Origin of the sequence: Nocardia xishanensis NBRC 101358 (assembly GCF_001613365.1) — a bacterium.
In the GTDB taxonomy this organism is placed as follows: domain Bacteria; phylum Actinomycetota; class Actinomycetes; order Mycobacteriales; family Mycobacteriaceae; genus Nocardia; species Nocardia xishanensis.
This window is the reverse complement of the sequence record NZ_BDCF01000031.1, coordinates 26031-41488: the sequence shown is the minus strand read 5'-3', so window position 1 is coordinate 41488 and position 15458 is coordinate 26031. Positions and strand designations below refer to the sequence as shown.

General features: G+C 69.4%; 12 protein-coding genes. 5 read left to right on the top strand and 7 right to left on the bottom strand.

Features of this window, described 5'->3' with window-relative positions; genetic code table 11:
• The first annotated feature begins 121 nt into the window (after positions 1–121).
• Positions 122–1336, top strand: coding sequence for a low temperature requirement protein A (locus tag NX1_RS22660; RefSeq protein ID WP_068063019.1), 1215 nt, complete (start codon positions 122–124; stop codon positions 1334–1336).
• A 13-nt stretch (positions 1337–1349) separates the two neighbouring features.
• Here NX1_RS22660 and NX1_RS22655 read toward each other — a convergent pair whose 3' ends face one another.
• From NX1_RS22655 to NX1_RS22635, 5 genes are all read right to left on the bottom strand, one after another.
• On the bottom strand, positions 1350–2192 hold the full coding sequence (locus NX1_RS22655) for an ion transporter (protein WP_084501678.1): 843 nt from the start codon (positions 2190–2192) through the stop codon (positions 1350–1352).
• Between the two features lie 97 nt (positions 2193–2289).
• Positions 2290–3906 (bottom strand): GMC oxidoreductase, encoded by a 1617-nt coding sequence (locus tag NX1_RS22650; protein WP_084501682.1) that lies wholly within the window; start codon positions 3904–3906, stop codon positions 2290–2292.
• A 106-nt stretch (positions 3907–4012) separates the two neighbouring features.
• Positions 4013–5683 (bottom strand): alpha/beta hydrolase, encoded by a 1671-nt coding sequence (locus NX1_RS22645; RefSeq protein ID WP_068063017.1) that lies wholly within the window; start codon positions 5681–5683, stop codon positions 4013–4015.
• A 96-nt stretch (positions 5684–5779) separates the two neighbouring features.
• Entirely contained in the window at positions 5780–5959 is a 180-nt protein-coding gene (locus NX1_RS22640; RefSeq protein ID WP_068063143.1) for a DUF1272 domain-containing protein, read from the bottom strand.
• Positions 5960–6004: 45 nt separating this feature from the next.
• Entirely contained in the window at positions 6005–6772 is a 768-nt protein-coding gene (locus NX1_RS22635; RefSeq protein ID WP_068063014.1) for a sulfite exporter TauE/SafE family protein, read from the bottom strand.
• A gap of 267 nt (positions 6773–7039) precedes the next feature.
• On the opposite strand from NX1_RS22635, the gene leuA reads away from it, so the two are divergent.
• A complete protein-coding gene (gene leuA, locus NX1_RS22630; RefSeq protein WP_068063012.1) occupies positions 7040–8836 on the top strand; it encodes a 2-isopropylmalate synthase in 1797 nt (598 codons plus the stop codon).
• 38 nt (positions 8837–8874) lie between these two features.
• Here leuA and NX1_RS22625 read toward each other — a convergent pair whose 3' ends face one another.
• Positions 8875–9231, bottom strand: coding sequence for a hypothetical protein (locus tag NX1_RS22625; protein ID WP_068063008.1), 357 nt, complete (start codon positions 9229–9231; stop codon positions 8875–8877).
• Between the two features lie 178 nt (positions 9232–9409).
• Here NX1_RS22625 and NX1_RS22620 point away from each other — a divergent pair, with 178 nt between their 5' ends.
• Positions 9410–11155 carry a MinD/ParA family ATP-binding protein gene (locus NX1_RS22620; RefSeq protein ID WP_068063141.1) on the top strand — a complete coding sequence of 582 codons (1746 nt, stop codon included), beginning with the start codon at positions 9410–9412 and terminating at the stop codon, positions 11153–11155.
• A gap of 311 nt (positions 11156–11466) precedes the next feature.
• Here the strand turns inward: NX1_RS22620 and NX1_RS22615 are convergent, their stop codons facing one another.
• Positions 11467–12363: a LysR family transcriptional regulator gene (locus NX1_RS22615; protein WP_068063006.1), complete on the bottom strand. Its 897-nt coding sequence runs from the start codon at positions 12361–12363 to the stop codon at positions 11467–11469.
• A gap of 121 nt (positions 12364–12484) precedes the next feature.
• Between NX1_RS22615 and NX1_RS22610 the strand changes: the two genes are divergently transcribed.
• The gene (locus NX1_RS22610) at positions 12485–13417 is read left to right on the top strand and encodes an EamA family transporter (RefSeq protein ID WP_157119957.1); all 933 of its coding nucleotides are present in this window, start codon (positions 12485–12487) and stop codon (positions 13415–13417) included.
• Positions 13418–13686: 269 nt separating this feature from the next.
• Entirely contained in the window at positions 13687–15405 is a 1719-nt protein-coding gene (locus tag NX1_RS22605; RefSeq protein WP_084501676.1) for a hydroxysqualene dehydroxylase, read from the top strand.
• Positions 15406–15458 lie beyond the last annotated feature (53 nt).

The window sequence follows — 15458 nt, the reverse complement described above, 5'->3', positions numbered from 1 at the left end:
CACATAAATCAATATAGCGAGAGCGCATAATTCACGTCCCCGGTGACGCCCTGAGCGAAAACCGCGGCCGCCACCGCTTTCCGGACCACGCCTCTCCCGCGCGAGTGCGACGATTACAGCCATGATCGGTAGAAAACGGGTTCGGTTCCAACCGGTTGCCGAAGGCGCCACGGTAACCCAGCTCGAGCTGTTCTTCGACCTCGTCTTGGTTTTCGCGTTCACCATGGTGACCGGCCTGGTGGCCGACGACACCAGCGCCAAGAACGTGCTGCGCGCACTGCTCGTGCTGGCGGTCATGTGGTGGGTGTGGATCGCCTACGCGTGGTTGGGCAATGTGGTCCGCGCCGACGAGGGCTTCACCCGGGTGGCGATGTTCGTCGCGATGGGCGGCGCGTTCCTCGCGGCGTTGACGATTCCGGAAGCCTTCCGCGATATGGACGGCGGCTGGTTCGGCCCGCTGGTCTTCGCGATCGCCTACTTGCTGGTGCGACTGGTGCACCTCGTCGTGTTCTGGATGGCGAGCACCGAGGACTCCCAGCTGCGCGGTCAGCTCGTGAAATGGGGGCTCGGCTCCATCACCATCGGCACCACCCTGCTGGTGATCGCCGCGACGGCCACCGGCCGGGTGCAGATCGGACTGTGGATCGCGGCGATCGTCGGCGACATGCTGTGGACGATGTTCGCGGGCGAGGACTGGCGCGTCAATTCGGCCGCCCACTTCGCCGAACGGCACGGCTTGATCGTCATCGTCGCGCTGGGCGAATCGATCGTCTCCATCGGCATCGGTGTGGCCGGGCTGCCGATCTCCTGGCCTATCGCGCTCGCCTCGATGCTGGGGCTCGCGGTCTCCGGCCTGCTGTGGTGGGCCTACTTCGACGTCGCGGCACTCTCGGTGGAACACGAACTGAAACGCGCCGAGGGCGAACGCCAGATCAAGATCGCCCGCAATTGCTATACGTACTGGCACTTTCCGATGATCGTCGGCATCATCGCCCTCTCGCTGGGCCTGAAGAAGGTGCTCTACTACGTCGGCGACTCGTCCCACCACACCCTGACCGACGCGCTGTACGGCATCCCGCTGTTCGCGCTCTACGGCGGCGTGGTGCTCTATCTGATCGCCCTCGTCGGCTTCAAGCACTACGCGACGCGCACGGTCACCGTGCCGCGTGTTGTCGCGGCGGCGCTGCTGCTCGCGCTCGCTCCGTTGGCGTGCTCGCTGCCCGCGCTGGTCTCCCTCGCGCTGCTCTGCGCGGTGCTGGTCGGGCTGATCCTCTGGGAGACCCTCCGCTACGCGCAGCCGCGCGACGAGATCCGGCACGGCGCGCACGCGGGCTGACGCGTGCGGCCGCTCACGGCAGCGGTTCGGCGTTGTCCAGCAGGTAACGCAGCGTGCGCTCATGGTGCGTCGGGCCGTAGGCGGCCGGCTCGACGCGCACCCCGTCGCGCACGGCTTGGCGAATCTGATCCACGTTCTCCCTGATCATGTCCGACACCAGCTCGTCGGTGCGCGGGTCGGCCAGCACCTGGAAGACGATCCGGAAGCTGGTGTCGGCGATCAGCCGGATGATGTCGTCGTGGAACGGGAGGTAGCGGACCTTGCCCGCCTGCGGATCCTTCTTGATCAGCTCCAGGATCATCTCGTCCATCTCGGAGCGGTTCTCTTCCAGCGCCCTGGCGATATTGCGGGTGTAGTGGCCGGTGCGCAGCACATGAGCCACCTCGTCGAGCATGGCGACGGTCATCGGCCGCTTGATCACGTCGACGATGGTCATGACGAACCGGTTGACCACCGCCGCCGTCACCCGGTCGCCGAAGACGCGGTCGGCGACGCGCGCCAGCCGGGTCGCGATGACCAAGACGCGCAGCAGCCGGAACCCGCGGAACAGCGGACTGCTCACCGGGACCATGCCGACGACGTCGTACCAGTAGACGAGCGGGAACGTCCACGACCAGCCCGCCCTGCGCCAGCGCCACAGGAACTCGATGGCGAACACCGCGCAGATCGTGTAGTCGACCAGCACGACGACCCGATAGGTCTGCTCGGACACCGTGAAGAGGGTGATCCACACGAGCAGCGCCACGGAGATCACCGCCAGCGCGAGCATCACGAAATCGATCCACAGCGCGGGCGGTTTACGCGGGTAGCCGCCCGCGTCCTGCGCCCGCTCGGAGCTGGTGATGGGGGCTGTCACGGAATGCGTCCCTTCGACACCGATGGTCCAGCCGAGCGTAATCCGCTTGCCGCCCGAAAACGGCGGACCGGACGCTGTTCTCGGCGAATCCTCGGCATCAGCGACCGGAACGGACGATCTCCTCGATGTTGCGTTCGGCCAGCGCGGTGATGGTGAGCGAGGGGTTGACCGCGCCCGCGCTGCCCGGCATGGCCGCGCCGTCCATCACGTACAGACCCGGGCAGCCGTGCACCCGGCCGTAGCCGTCGGTCGCCTGCCCGAGCACCGCACCGCCCAGCGGGTGCGCGGTGAACAGCGCGTTCGCGTCGTAGCCGAGAGCGCCGTATTCGACAAGCGCGTCGGCGCGTTCGGCGATGCGGCGGTCGACGGCGCGCGCGGCGGAGACCACTTCGTCGCGATTGCGCGTCGACCAGGACAGCCCGACCGAGTTGCTGGCCCGGTCGTAGCCGAAACGGCTGCGCGCCGGATCGAGCACCATGCCGAGCGAGGCGAGCGCGCCCGTCTCGAACGGGATGCCGGGGATGTACCAGTTCTCCAGGGTGACCGGCACGGTCGATTCGTCCATGATGCGGCTCGCGCTCGGCACGCCTTGGCCGAATCCGGCCACCGAACTGGCGCCACGCGCGAGCACCACGTCGCCGTTGGTGCCCCAGCCCTCGCCGACGTGCTCGTTGAGATCCGGCAGCGTGCCGGTGGCCCTTGCCCTGACCAGCAGTTCGGAGGTGCCGATCGAGCCCGCGCCGAGGAAGAGCCGGTCGCAGGTGAGCGTGCGGGTGCCGAGCACCTCGCCGGTCGGCGCGAGCTTGCTGACGACGACCGTGTAGCGGCCGCCGTCCTTGCCGATGGAGTCGACTCGGTGCCCGGCGAAAATCGCCGACCTTCCGGTTTCCTGCGCGTATCGCAAGTAGTTCTGGTTGAGATCGAACTTCGCGCCGTTCGAGTTGCCCAGGTTGCTGCGCGCGACGGTGGCCGACGACCGCATGGCGCCCGCAAGCTCGGCGCGCAGGATGTCCCAGGTGAAGATCGAATCATTGGGCAGGGGCTGGTATCCGGCCTTGCGCACCTGGTCGTCCCAGGCGCGCGAGTGCGCGAAGGGCGCGGAGGCGTAGATGTCCGGCGGGATCGGGTCGAGCCGCAGCATCTGCCGCACCCGCGGGTAGTAGACCCGGTCGAGTTCGTCGTAGGCGACCGAGCCGCGGAAGACCTCGTCGAAGAAGCGCCGCTCCGGCGCGATCATCGCACCGGAGAAGATCACCGAGCCGCCGCCGACCGCAGCGGCCCGCCAGACGTCGATGCCTGGGTACTCGGTGCAGTCGAGCACGCCGCCGAACTTGGCGAAATGCATCGGCACCTTGGTGACACCGGTGAAATCGGTGCGGTGCCAGAAGCCGCGCCCGTCGGGCAGGTCGTCGCCGGTGAAGATCTCCCGCCACGGGTCGTTCGGCCAGCGCGATCCGCGCTCCAGCACGGTGTTGACGACGCCTGCCTCGGCCAGCCGCAGCGCGGTGACCGCGGCGCCGAAGCCGGAGCCGATCACGATCGCGGGCGAGTGCTCGGGCGGATCGGGAAGGGGCGCAAAGATTTCCGGCACCCAATCGCGGAACATCGTGTGCCAGACCGGGTCGGCGGCCGCCGGCCGCGCGTCGAGCGTCGATCCCACAGCGCCGAAAAGCGCTGCCAAACCCGCCGCCTTGAACAAGGCGCGTCTGTGCACCAGGCCACCTCCCTCATCACGCATGGCCGAGCGCAGAATAGCGCGCCTGACCGGGAGTAGGCCATCGACTGTGAAACGTCACTGGTCCGGCGCGCGACGGCGCGGATCAGGACGCGAAAGGCTGCCGATCGGCGGCGCAGGTCGCGCCGGGCGCAGGCAGTTGCAGATCGACGAGGTACCGCTTGCGCAGGTGCCGCACGCAGTAGCCGCCGGGGTTGTGGCCGTACCCGTCGGCCACCACGACCAACCTGGCGTTGACCAATTCCTGCTGCGCGTCCTTGGCGAAGGGCAGCGGCGTCACCGGGTCGAAGCGGTTGTTGAGCAACAGCGCCGGCTTGTCCGAGCCGAGCGTCCACGAGCCGGTGTGGCGCTGCGGATAGCCGTCCTCCGGCGCGGGCCAGGCCGTGCACGGCTGGTGCATGGCCAGCCAGAACGGGCCGAAAAGCGGTGCGGCGGTGGCGACGTCGCGCGAAAGGGCCGGCCAGTCGGCGGGCCGCCAGCCCGCGCTTTGGTCGGCACAGGTGATCGCGGTGAAGGAGTCGAGGAAGTCGTAGTCCGGAGCTCCCGCGGTCAGGACCGTGCGCACCTTGGCCGGGTCGCCCGCCGGTCCGCGTTCCAGTTCGATGAGCAGCTCGGCGAGAGCGGGCCAGCCGCGCTCCGGGTCGTAGAGCATCGTCGCGTGCGTCTGCACGACCTCGCTGTAGCGCACCGGCAACGCGTTCTCGCCCGCGCCGACGGTGATCGGGCCCTGCCGCAGACGCTCGAGCAAGGCGTCGTCCCTGGCGCGCAACCGATCCGCCGCGGTCTCGGCGGGCTGGACGGTGGTCGACTGGTCGACCGGACCTGCGCTGCCCGCCTTCTCCGGCCGCTCCTGCGGCGCGGCGGCCCCGGTCAGGTCGGACCGTTCCGAGCTACCGGCGAAGGCGCACTTGTCCTTTCCCGCCGCGGCGCACAACCGCAAGAACTCCGCGCGCACTTCCGCGGTACCCGCCGCCGTGCCGACGACCTCGGCACGGGCGTCGCCGGTGTAGGTCTTCGGGTCGATCAACGAGGTCAGCTGGAGTGCGCGCACCCGCTCGCCGAACAGCGCGCCGTACACCTGCCCCAGGTAGCTGGCGTACGACCCGCCCGTGTAGGTCAGCTGCTTCTCGCCGACCGCGCGGCGCAGCAGGTCCATGTCCCTGGCCGCGTCGACCGTGGTGAGGTGCCCGAGCAGCTCGCCGCCATGCTGCGCGCAGCCCTGCGCGAGGGTCAGCGCGGACTGCTCCGCGGCGCGTTCCTCGTCGGCGTTCGCCGGCGGGAGCAGCGTGGCGTCCCAGAAACGGCGCTGTTGCTCGTCGTCGGCGAAACAGCGCACCTGCGCGCTGCGGCCGATGCCGCGCTGATCGAAGGTCACCACGTCGAACCGCTCGCTGAGCTCCCCTGGCAGCAGCTCGCCTTGCCGCGCCCAGTCGAGACCGGATCCGCCCGGTCCGCCGACCGCGGTGAACAAGGTGCCGATCCGCTGTTCGGGATCGGTGGCGGACTGCCTGACCACCGCGAGGTCGATGGTCTTGCCTTCCGGCTCGGCGTAGTTCAGCGGCACGGCGGCCGTCGCGCAGTCGAAACCGCGAAGCTCGGCGTCGGCGCACGGCTGCCAGTCGAGGCGCGGCGTCGGGGCCGCGTCGGCCTGCTGGACCAGCTCGGAGACGGCAGTCGCCCGCTGGGTCACGGTGCATCCGGTCAGCGCCTGCGTCGCCGCGGCGAGCACGATCAGCACGAACTTCCACCTACGCACGCCAACCATCCTGTGCCCCGAGCCCCGCGCGCGTCGTCATCCTCAGTGACGAATTCGCCTTTGGAATCCGCGAATTCGCGGATCGTCCGTGCCAGGTCATCCGGTCGTCCGCCGCGGCCTCGCCACCAGTTCGCCGGAGCAGTTGGGGCAGACGCCGTTCATGGCGCGCCCGCACGCCGCGCAGAACGTGCACTCGTAGCTACAGATCACCGCGGGACCGTCCGCGACGAGCGCGGCGCCACAGCGCTCGCACGCCGTCCCCATCTCCAGCGCCATGGCTCTCCTGTTCGTCGGCGCCGCGTCGGCGCGGGTGTACATGGTTCACGACGTGAGCAGCCGCACCACCGCGATGCCGCCGACCAGCACGATGACGGCGCGCAGCACGTTCGGCGGCATCCGTCTGCCGACGCGCGCGCCGAGCTGTCCGCCGATGATCGAGCCGACCGCGATCATCGCCACCGCCTGCCAGTCCACCTCGGCGACCACGATGAAGATCACCGCGGAGACCGCGTTGACGATGAGCGCGAGCACGTTCTTCACGCCGTTGAGCCGCTGGAGGTCATCGTGCACGAAGATGCCGAGCAGACCGATCAACAGCACGCCCTGCGCGGCGCCGAAGTAACCGCCGTAGATGCCCGTCGCGTACACCGCCGCCAGCAGGATCGGTCCACCATGCTCGGGCACGGCCGCGTCGCCGTTCTCGCGCCGCCGCTTCACCCACGCCGCCAGCCGCGGCTGCACCACCACGAGGATCAGCGCGATGATGATCAACACCGGCACGATCGCCTTGAACGCCTCGGCGGGCAGGACGAGCAGCAGCACAGCGCCGGTGATGCCGCCGAGCAGCGAGGCCGTGCCAAGCTGCAGCAACCTGGCGCGCTGACCAGCCAGTTCGCGGCGATAGCCGATCACGCCGCTGATCGAGCCGGGCACCAGGCCGATGGTGTTCGACACGTTCGCGGTCACCGGCGGCAGCCCGAAGGCCAGCAGCACCGGGAAGGTGATCAGGGTGCCCGACCCGACGATGGTGTTGATTCCACCGGCGGCGATGCCCGCCCCGAAGACTGCAAGTAGTTCGAGCCAACTCATCCGAATACGTTCCTTCGACGTCCCGTCGGACCCGCTGGTCCGTACAAGCGTTCAGTTCGTCAGGCACGCTATCGGCAGCCCCGCATACCACGCGCAATCGGACCGGGCTTCCAGCGCCGCGGCGCGACACGGTAAACTCGTGACAATCATGCAGCGGGCACTTCTTCTCGGCCGCCGCGACGGGGTCTGATCGGACCGGCTCCCGTCGCGGGGTTTCGCCTGCCGGTCGCCCCATAACTGGGACCCCCCAAACCATGGAGAAATCGCATGTCCCCTGCTGACGCCTTCGTATCCGGCTCACGCACGATCACCGCTCCGAGCAAGGCCGCGCCGGCCGACCAGCCCGCGTGGAACGCGCAGAAGAACTCCTCCATGCCGACCTTCCGGTACCGTCCGTTCGCCGAGGAGGTCGAGCCGATCACGCTGCCCGACCGCGCCTGGCCGGACAAGATCATCGACCGCGCGCCCGGCTGGTGCGCCGTCGATTTGCGGGACGGCAACCAGGCCCTGATCGATCCGATGAGCCCGGCACGCAAGCGCCGCATGTTCGACCTGCTGGTGCGGATGGGCTACAAGGAGATCGAGGTCGGCTTTCCGTCGGCGAGCCAGACCGACTTCGACTTCGTCCGCGAGATCATCGAGGACGGTGCGATCCCGGACGACGTCACCATCCAGGTGCTGACGCAGTGCCGCCCCGAGCTGATCGAACGCACCTTCGAGGCATGCGCGGGCGCGACCAACGTCATCGTGCACTTCTACAACTCCACCTCGATCCTGCAGCGAAAAGTGGTCTTCCGCGCCGAGCGCGACGCGGTGAAGAAGATCGCCACCGACGCGGCGAAGCTGTGCCTGGAGATCGAGCAGCGCTACCCCGACACCAACTGGCGCTACGAGTACAGCCCGGAGTCCTACACCGGCACCGAACTGGAGTACGCGCTGGAGGTGTGCGACGCGGTCTCCGAGATCATCGCGCCGACCCCCGAGAAGCCGCTGATCATCAACCTGCCCGCGACCGTCGAGATGGCGACGCCGAACGTCTACGCCGACTCGATCGAGTGGATGAGCCGAAACCTGGCCCGTCGCGAGTCGATCGTGCTGTCGCTGCACCCGCACAACGACCGCGGCACCGCCGTGGCCGCCGCCGAGCTGGGCTACCAGGCGGGCGCCGACCGCATCGAGGGCTGCCTGTTCGGCAACGGTGAGCGCACCGGCAACGTCTGCCTGGTCACGCTGGGCATGAACATGTTCTCCCGCGGCATCGACCCGCAGATCAACTTCTCCGACATCGACGAGATCCGCCGCACCGTCGAGTACTGCAACCAGCTGCCGGTGCACGAGCGCCACCCGTACGGCGGCGACCTGGTCTACACCGCGTTCTCCGGCAGCCACCAGGACGCCATCAACAAGGGTCTGGACGCGATGAAGGCCGCGGCCGACGCGCAGAACGCCGACGTCGCCGACATCGTGTGGGAGGTGCCCTACCTGCCCATCGACCCGAAGGACGTCGGGCGCACCTACGAGGCGGTCATCCGGGTCAACTCGCAGTCCGGCAAGGGCGGCGTCGCCTACATCATGAAGACCGATCACGGCCTGGCGCTGCCGCGTCGCCTGCAGATCGAGTTCTCCCAGGCGATCCAGCGGATCACCGACGGCGAGGGCGGCGAGGTCACGCCGAAGGAGATGTGGGACGTCTTCCACGAGGAGTATCTGGCCCCGATCCGGCCGCTGGAGCGGATTCGCCAGCGGGTCACCGCGTCGGAGACCGACGGCGGCGTCGACTCCATCACCGCGACGGTGAAGGTGGACGGCGTCGAGCACGAGGTCACCGGCAACGGTAACGGTCCGCTGGCCGCGTTCGTCGACGCCATCTCCACCATCGGCTTCGACGTGCGGGTGCTCGACTACTCCGAGCACGCCATGTCGGCGGGCGACGACGCGCAGGCCGCCGCGTACGTGGAGTGCGCGGTCGGCGACAAGGTGGTCTGGGGCGTCGGCATCGCCACCTCCATCACCACCGCCTCGCTGCGCGCGGTCGCTTCCGCGGTCAACCGCGCCGCGAGCTGACGCGTCGATGTGGCCGGGGCGCACCGGCCCCGGCCACATCACCAGCGCCATTGGATGTGCCCGTCGGCGAAGTCGAGGGAATATGCTTGGCGCTCTGTCCCATCCGCGGTGACGATAGTCCAGGCCGCCGATTCGTAGTGCCGCACATCGGCGTCGGAGAGTCCTAGTCGGGCTCGTTCTCGCTCGTATTGTGCGTCGTATTCATCGTCCGTCAGTTTTTCCGCCTGCTCGCACGACCATCGATTCGGCGCGGCCGCTCGATTCTCTCGATCGAATGCGGCCGGATCGTCCGCGCGCAGCCCCGCCGTAGCCCACGGCGTCTCGTAGCCGTACCGGACGATCGTGGCGAAAGGTTTGCCGTCGCAGCGCAGTAGCATCGGCGCCTCGAAGATCATTGCGCCAGGGTAGGGGCCGCCGCGGGAGCTGGACACAGCCTGCGCGGAGGTTTGCTCACCTGCTAGCGTTGGTTTGCATTCAAGCGCCGAGCTCTCTGCTCGATCCCGAGCAGATGGGGGAACCGTGACACACAACGACCACAATCCGACCTCTCCGCCCTGGCTGCAGAGTCATTCGGTGGATACGGCCGCAGTCACTGCCGAACCCGCCGGACCGCATGTGGCGCAAGACGAAACGAACGAGACAGCCGCCGAGGCTCCCGAAAAGGACGCCGCCGCAGCGCAGGAAGACCTCGAGGGTAAGGAGCCCGACGAGCAGGCCGACGCCGCACCGGAACCGGCGCAGCTTCCCGGCTATCCGACCGCGGCGGGGCCGAGCGATCCCACCGGCGTGTACCCGCAGCCCGTCGCCCCGCCCGGCTACGGTCCCGCCGACGGCTTCGCGCCGCCCGCGCCGCCGGAGTCCTACGGCCCGTTCAGCGCCGGCCAGTTCGCGCAGCAGGTTCCAGGCCCCTACCAGGGCGCGCCGTATCAGCCCGGCCCCGAACATCTTCCGCCGCCGCCCGGTCCCGAACAGCAGAGCGCGCCGTACGGCGAGTACCGCCAGGAGATCGGCCCGGACGGCCTGGTCCGGCGGGTGCCGCAGGACGGCAGGCCGGAAGCCGGTGCGGCACAGGATCAACCGAACGGCCCGATCTACAGCTGGGCGCCGCCGCCCCCACCGATGCAGCCGCCGCTGCCGCCGCAGCCGATGTACCAGGAGCCGCCCGCGCCCATGGGCCAGCCTCCGCTCGGCCCGACGCCGCCCGGGATCACCGGCCCCGGCCAGATACCGCCCGGGCTGACCGGTCCCGGCCAGACACCGCCCGGGCTGACGGGCCCCGGTCAGCAGTGGCAGGGCGGTCCGCCCCCGCAACAGCCGCAGCACCAACCGTTCCAGCCGCAGCACGTGCCGCAGCCGGGCCAGCCCGGTCACTCGGTCAACGACCTCAACCTGCTGAAGCGGGCCCGCCGTGCGCCGCGCAGCGGGTGGCGCCGCGCCGTCCACAAGGCCTCCGGCGGCATGATCAATCCGGGCGAATCCGCGGCCGACGTCGTCTTCCGCGATCTCGTCGACCGGGTGAATCAACCGGTGCGCGGCGATTACCGGATCGCGATCCTCTCGCTCAAGGGTGGCGTCGGCAAGACCACCACCACGGTCGGCCTCGGCTCCACCTTCGCCTCGCTGCGCGGTGACCGGGTGATCGCGATCGACGCCAACCCCGACCTCGGCACGCTGGCCCACCGTGTCCCTCGGCAGACCCGCTCCACCGTCCGCAACCTGCTCGAAGACCAGCAGATCTCGCGGTACTCCGACGTCAGGGCGCACACCTCGCAGGCCCCGAGCCGCCTGGAAGTGCTTGCCTCCGAACAGGACCCGGCCGTCTCCGAGGCGTTCAGCGAGGCCGACTACCGCAAGGCGATCGGCATCCTGCAGTCGTTCTACAACATCATCCTCACCGACTGTGGCACCGGTCTGATGCACTCGGCCATGGCGGGCGTGCTCGACATGGCCAGCTCGCTGGTACTGGTGACCTCCCCCGCCATCGACGGCGCGCGCAGCGCCTCGGCCACGCTGGACTGGCTCGACCACCACGGCTACGGCAAGCTCGTCGAGCGAACCGTGGTGGTGGTCAACGCCTCCCGGCGCGGCGCGTCCACCGTCGACCTGGACCAGCTGCGCAAGCTGTTCCTGGACCGCACCCGCGCGGTGCAGGTGGTGCCCTTCGACGATCACCTCGCCGAAGGCGCGGAGATCGACCTGGAGCTGGTCAGCAAGCCGACCCGGCGGGCCCTGCTGGAGCTGGCCGCGATGGTCGCCGACGATTTCGGCTACATCGGCGCCCAGCAGTACCAATACCCGGGACCGACGGGTCTGCGCTAGAGCGTCGAAGCTGCGCTGAGCGCTGGGTCTGCGCCGCGCGCTGGGACCCGTCCCGAACGCTGGGTCTGCGCCGCGCGCTGGGACCCGTCCCGAACGCTGGGTCCGCGCCGAGCGTCGCGTCCGTCCCGAACGCTGGTTCCGTGACGAGCGTTGGGTTCGTGACGAGCGTTGGGTTCGTGACGAGCGTTGGGCCTGCGCCTGCCGAAAGTCCCGGCGTGGCAGTGGATTCAATGGTTCGCGTTCGTCGCTCGGCACAACCTGAAACGAGCAGCGCGGCCGATGACGCGACCCCGCGGCGACACTCTGGGCTACTACTCCGCGGTGACCTGGTTCGCCGCGGCACGGAAAGCCGCGAGCACCGTGGCGATGGCGGGCCGACGCTCGGCGTGCGGCCGGGTGACCAGGTCGTAGTTGCGCGCGGCGCGCACCCCGGCGAGCCGCAGCACCGCGAGATCCGGGTGCGCGACCGCGAAGCGAGGCATCAGCGCGACGCCGTAACCGGACGCCACCAGCATCTCGATGACGCGGAAGTCGTTGAGCCGCTGCGCTATTCGCGGCTGCACGCCGGTCACTGTCGCGATCGATTCGAGCACGTCGTCCACCGGGAAGCCGCCGCGCACGCTCAGCCAGGTCTCGTCGGCGAGTTCGGCCGGGGTGACCGAGGACTGTCCGGCCAACCGATGCGTCGGCGCGACCACCACGTCGATGGGCTCGCGCATCAGGAAGCGCGAGGCGATGCGCGGCCCGGCGACCGATCCGGAGCGCTCGTCGCGGTGGGTGAGCACGATGTCGTAGTCGGCGAGCAGACGCGGCACGCCGCTCGGCGGCACGTCCTCGTCGCGGGCGACGACGTCGACATCGCTGCCCGCCAGCGCCGGAAGCACCAGCGGCAGTAACAGAGCGGCGCCGGACGGGAACAGCGCGACGCGCACCCGGCCACGCGGGGATCCGCGATAGCGCGCCATCTCGGCCACCGCCCGGTCGACGGCCGCGAGCACCTCGTCGGCGCGAACCACCAGCGCCTGCCCGGCATCGGTGAGCCGGATGCGGCGGCCGTCCGGTTCGAGCAGCGCGACGCCCGCCTCCTTGGCCAGCGTCTTCAGCTGCTGGGAGACCGCCGACGGCGTCATGGAGAGCGCGTCGGCTACCGCCGAAATGGTGCCCCGGTCGGCGAATTCGCGCAGCACCCGCAGCCGGTCCACGGACATCGGCGGCCCTTGCGGCTCGATCGGCATCGGCGCACCCCCTATGAACAGTGAAGCATCTCTACAATATCAGTGCAGTTTTATTCGATTGTGCTGATGGTTTTCGCGCTCGACCATGGTGTGCGTGACCAACCGCGACCGCCTGTTCGGCCTCACCGTCGTCCTGCTCTGGGGCCTGAACTTCATCGCCATCCGGGTCGGCCTCGACCACTTCCCTCCGCTGTTCTTCGCGGCCCTGCGCTTCGCGGTGCTCGCGGTGCCGGTGCTCGTGTTCGTGCCGCGCCCAAGCGTGCCCGCGCGCTGGTTGCTGTTGTACGGAACGGGTTTCGGCGTGCTGCAATTCGCGTTCCTGTTCACCGCCATGCGCGCCGGCATGCCGACCGGGCTCGCCTCGCTGGTACTGCAATCCTCGGCACCGTTCACGGTGGTGCTCGGCGCGCTGCTGCTCGGCGAGCGGCTGCGCCCGATCCAGCTGGGTGGTCTGGTCGTCGCGGTGGTCGGGATCGTGGTGATCGGGGCCGACCGCATGCACGTCGCTCCACTGCTGCCGCTGCTGCTGACTTTGGCGGGCGGGCTCGGCTGGGCCTTCGGCAATATCGGCTCCCGGCTGGCCGCCGCAGGGCGCGGCGTGAACCCGCTGCACCTGACCCTGTGGATGACGGTGGTGCCGCCGCTGCCGCTGTTCGCCCTGTCGGCGCTCACCGAGGGACCGGCGACCGGGTGGCGCGCGCTGGCCGATATCGCGTCGCCGACCGGGTGGCCCGCCTCGATCGGCTTGGCGTACATCGTCGCGCTCGGCACCGTCGCGGGCTCGGGGCTGTGGACCTTCCTGATGAGCCGCTATCCGGCGGGCACGGTCGCGCCGTTGTCGCTGCTGGTTCCGGTCGTCGGAATCGCCGCGGCCTGGGCGTTGCTCGACGAGACGCCGACCGCGTGGCAGTTGATCGGCGGTGCGATCGTGATCGCGGGCGCGTTCGTCGCCACCACCGGCGGCCGCGCGCCGCGAGCCGAGAAGACGACCGCGCCGGATCGGGTCGCCGAACCGGCGCTGAGCTGAGGGTGCGCCGGATCACGAGTCTGCGGTTTGCGAGTTTCGGGAAGTAGCTCGCACCGCGCGCGCGGGCGGCGGTACTCTCGGGGCGCTGTACTCGACGCGGCCGAGGTTCGATACCGGCGGCGGCAGGGGCGGGTGGGATGGCCCCCAACAGGCGCTTTACAGTGAGTGCGGCGGTGAAGGTAGGGTCCGAAAGCTAGGCAGCAGAGTCGCGCATGGCAGAAAAGCGATGGGCCGTCTCGCGAAGAACGATGCTTCGCGGCACGGTGGCAATGGGGGTTTCGACGGCGGGGGCGCTGACGGCCAGTGGGCTCGGACCCGCGCCCGCGTCCGGCGCTCCGAACGGCAGACGCGTCGCGGTGCTCGGCGGCGGGGTCGCGGGCCTCACCGCGGCACATGAGCTGGCCGAACGTGGATTCCAGGTCACCGTCTACGAAAGACGCGCGCTCGGCGGCAAGGCGCGCAGCATCCCGGTGCCTGGCAGCGGATCCGGCGGACGTCCCGATCTACCCGGTGAACACGGCTTCCGCTTCTTTCCCGGTTTCTACCAGCACATTCCGGACACCATGCGCCGGATTCCCTTCCCGGGCAACGCCGATGGCGTGTGGAACAACCTGATCGCGATGCCCGAGGCGCGCATGTCCCGCCGTGGCGGGGACGACTTCCGTGTTCCGCTCGGCTTCCGCGCCAAACCCGTCACCCCGAGTCCGGAGGAATTCCGCGAGACCGTCGGCGCGGCTATCGCTACCTCGCTGAAAATGACCCCCGCCGAAGGACTTTTCTTCGCCAACCGGCTGCTGGTGTTCAACACCAGTTGCGACGCACGCCGTTTCGGCCAGTGGGAGCGGATGGCCTGGCGCGATTACGTCGGCGCCCACGAACGTTCCCACGAATTCCGCGCGCTGATCTCGCGCACGCTGACCAGCATCATGGTCGCCGCCAAGGACAACCTCGCCAGTGTGCGCACCATCGGCAACATGGGCGAGCAGTTCCTCGGCAATCCGTTCGAAATCGGCAACGACGGCGCGCTCGACCGGGTGCTGAACGGACCGACCAATGCGGCGTGGATCGACCCGTGGACGACGTCGCTGCGCGAGCTCGGCGTCGAGTTCGCGCTCGGCGCCGAGGTGCGCGGGCTAGAGGTGCGCGATCGGCGCATCACCGGCGCCCGCATCGTCGACGCCGGCGGCAGCCGCACGATCGAGGCCGATTACTTCGTGGTGGCGCTGGCCGCCGAGCAGGCACGCGCGCTGTGGTCGCCCGACGTGCTCGCGGTGCGCCCCGAACTGGCCGCGATGGACCGGCTGTTCGTGGACTGGATGACCGGCATGCAGTTCTACCTGCGCAGACCGGCCGACATATCCAAGGGCCACACCGCCTACATCGACGCACCGTGGTCGCTCACCTCGATCAGCCAGAACCAGCTTTGGACGCGCAAGCTCGCCGAATTCGGCGACGGCACGGTGCAGGACTGCCTCTCGGTCGACATCTCCGACTGGAACACCCCCGGCATTCTGTACGGCAAACCCGCCAAGGAGTGCACGCACGAGGAGATCGCGCGCGAGGTGTGGGCGCAGTTGCAGGCCCATCTCAACGACCGCGGTGCGGAGCTGCGCGACGCCGATCTGCACTCCTGGTTCCTCGACCCCGCGATCGTCTGGCAGTCCGACCGGCGCCGCAATTTCAACGCCGACCCGCTGCTGATCAACACCGCGGGCTCGTGGGATCTCCGCCCCGAACCGCACGGCGACCTGGAGAACCTCTTCCTCGCGGGCGACTATGTGCGCACCAACGTCGACCTGGCCACCATGGAAGGCGCCAACGAGTCGGCGCGCGCCGCGGTGAACGCGCTGCTCGACGTGGCGGGCTCGGACGCGCCGCGCTGCCGGATGTACACGCTGTACCGCGCCACGGAGCTGGAGCCGTTGCGGCGCATGGACGCCGACCGCTACGCGGCGGGTCAGCCGAACCTGTTCGACGTGCAGTTCTGACCGCGTCTCCGCGCGAGCGGTCGGTGGCCCGCGGCGACTGTGACGGATCTCCC

Coding starts and splice junctions, on each gene's coding strand:
- NX1_RS22660 (WP_068063019.1), top strand. CDS start 122: ATGATCGGTAGAAAACGGGTTCGGTTCCAACCGGTTGCCGAAGGCGCC.
- NX1_RS22640 (WP_068063143.1), bottom strand. CDS start 5,959: ATGGCGCTGGAGATGGGGACGGCGTGCGAGCGCTGTGGCGCCGCGCTC.
- NX1_RS22635 (WP_068063014.1), bottom strand. CDS start 6,772: ATGAGTTGGCTCGAACTACTTGCAGTCTTCGGGGCGGGCATCGCCGCC.
- leuA (WP_068063012.1), top strand. CDS start 7,040: ATGTCCCCTGCTGACGCCTTCGTATCCGGCTCACGCACGATCACCGCT.
- NX1_RS22625 (WP_068063008.1), bottom strand. CDS start 9,231: ATGATCTTCGAGGCGCCGATGCTACTGCGCTGCGACGGCAAACCTTTC.
- NX1_RS22615 (WP_068063006.1), bottom strand. CDS start 12,363: ATGTCCGTGGACCGGCTGCGGGTGCTGCGCGAATTCGCCGACCGGGGC.
- NX1_RS22605 (WP_084501676.1), top strand. CDS start 13,687: ATGGGGGTTTCGACGGCGGGGGCGCTGACGGCCAGTGGGCTCGGACCC.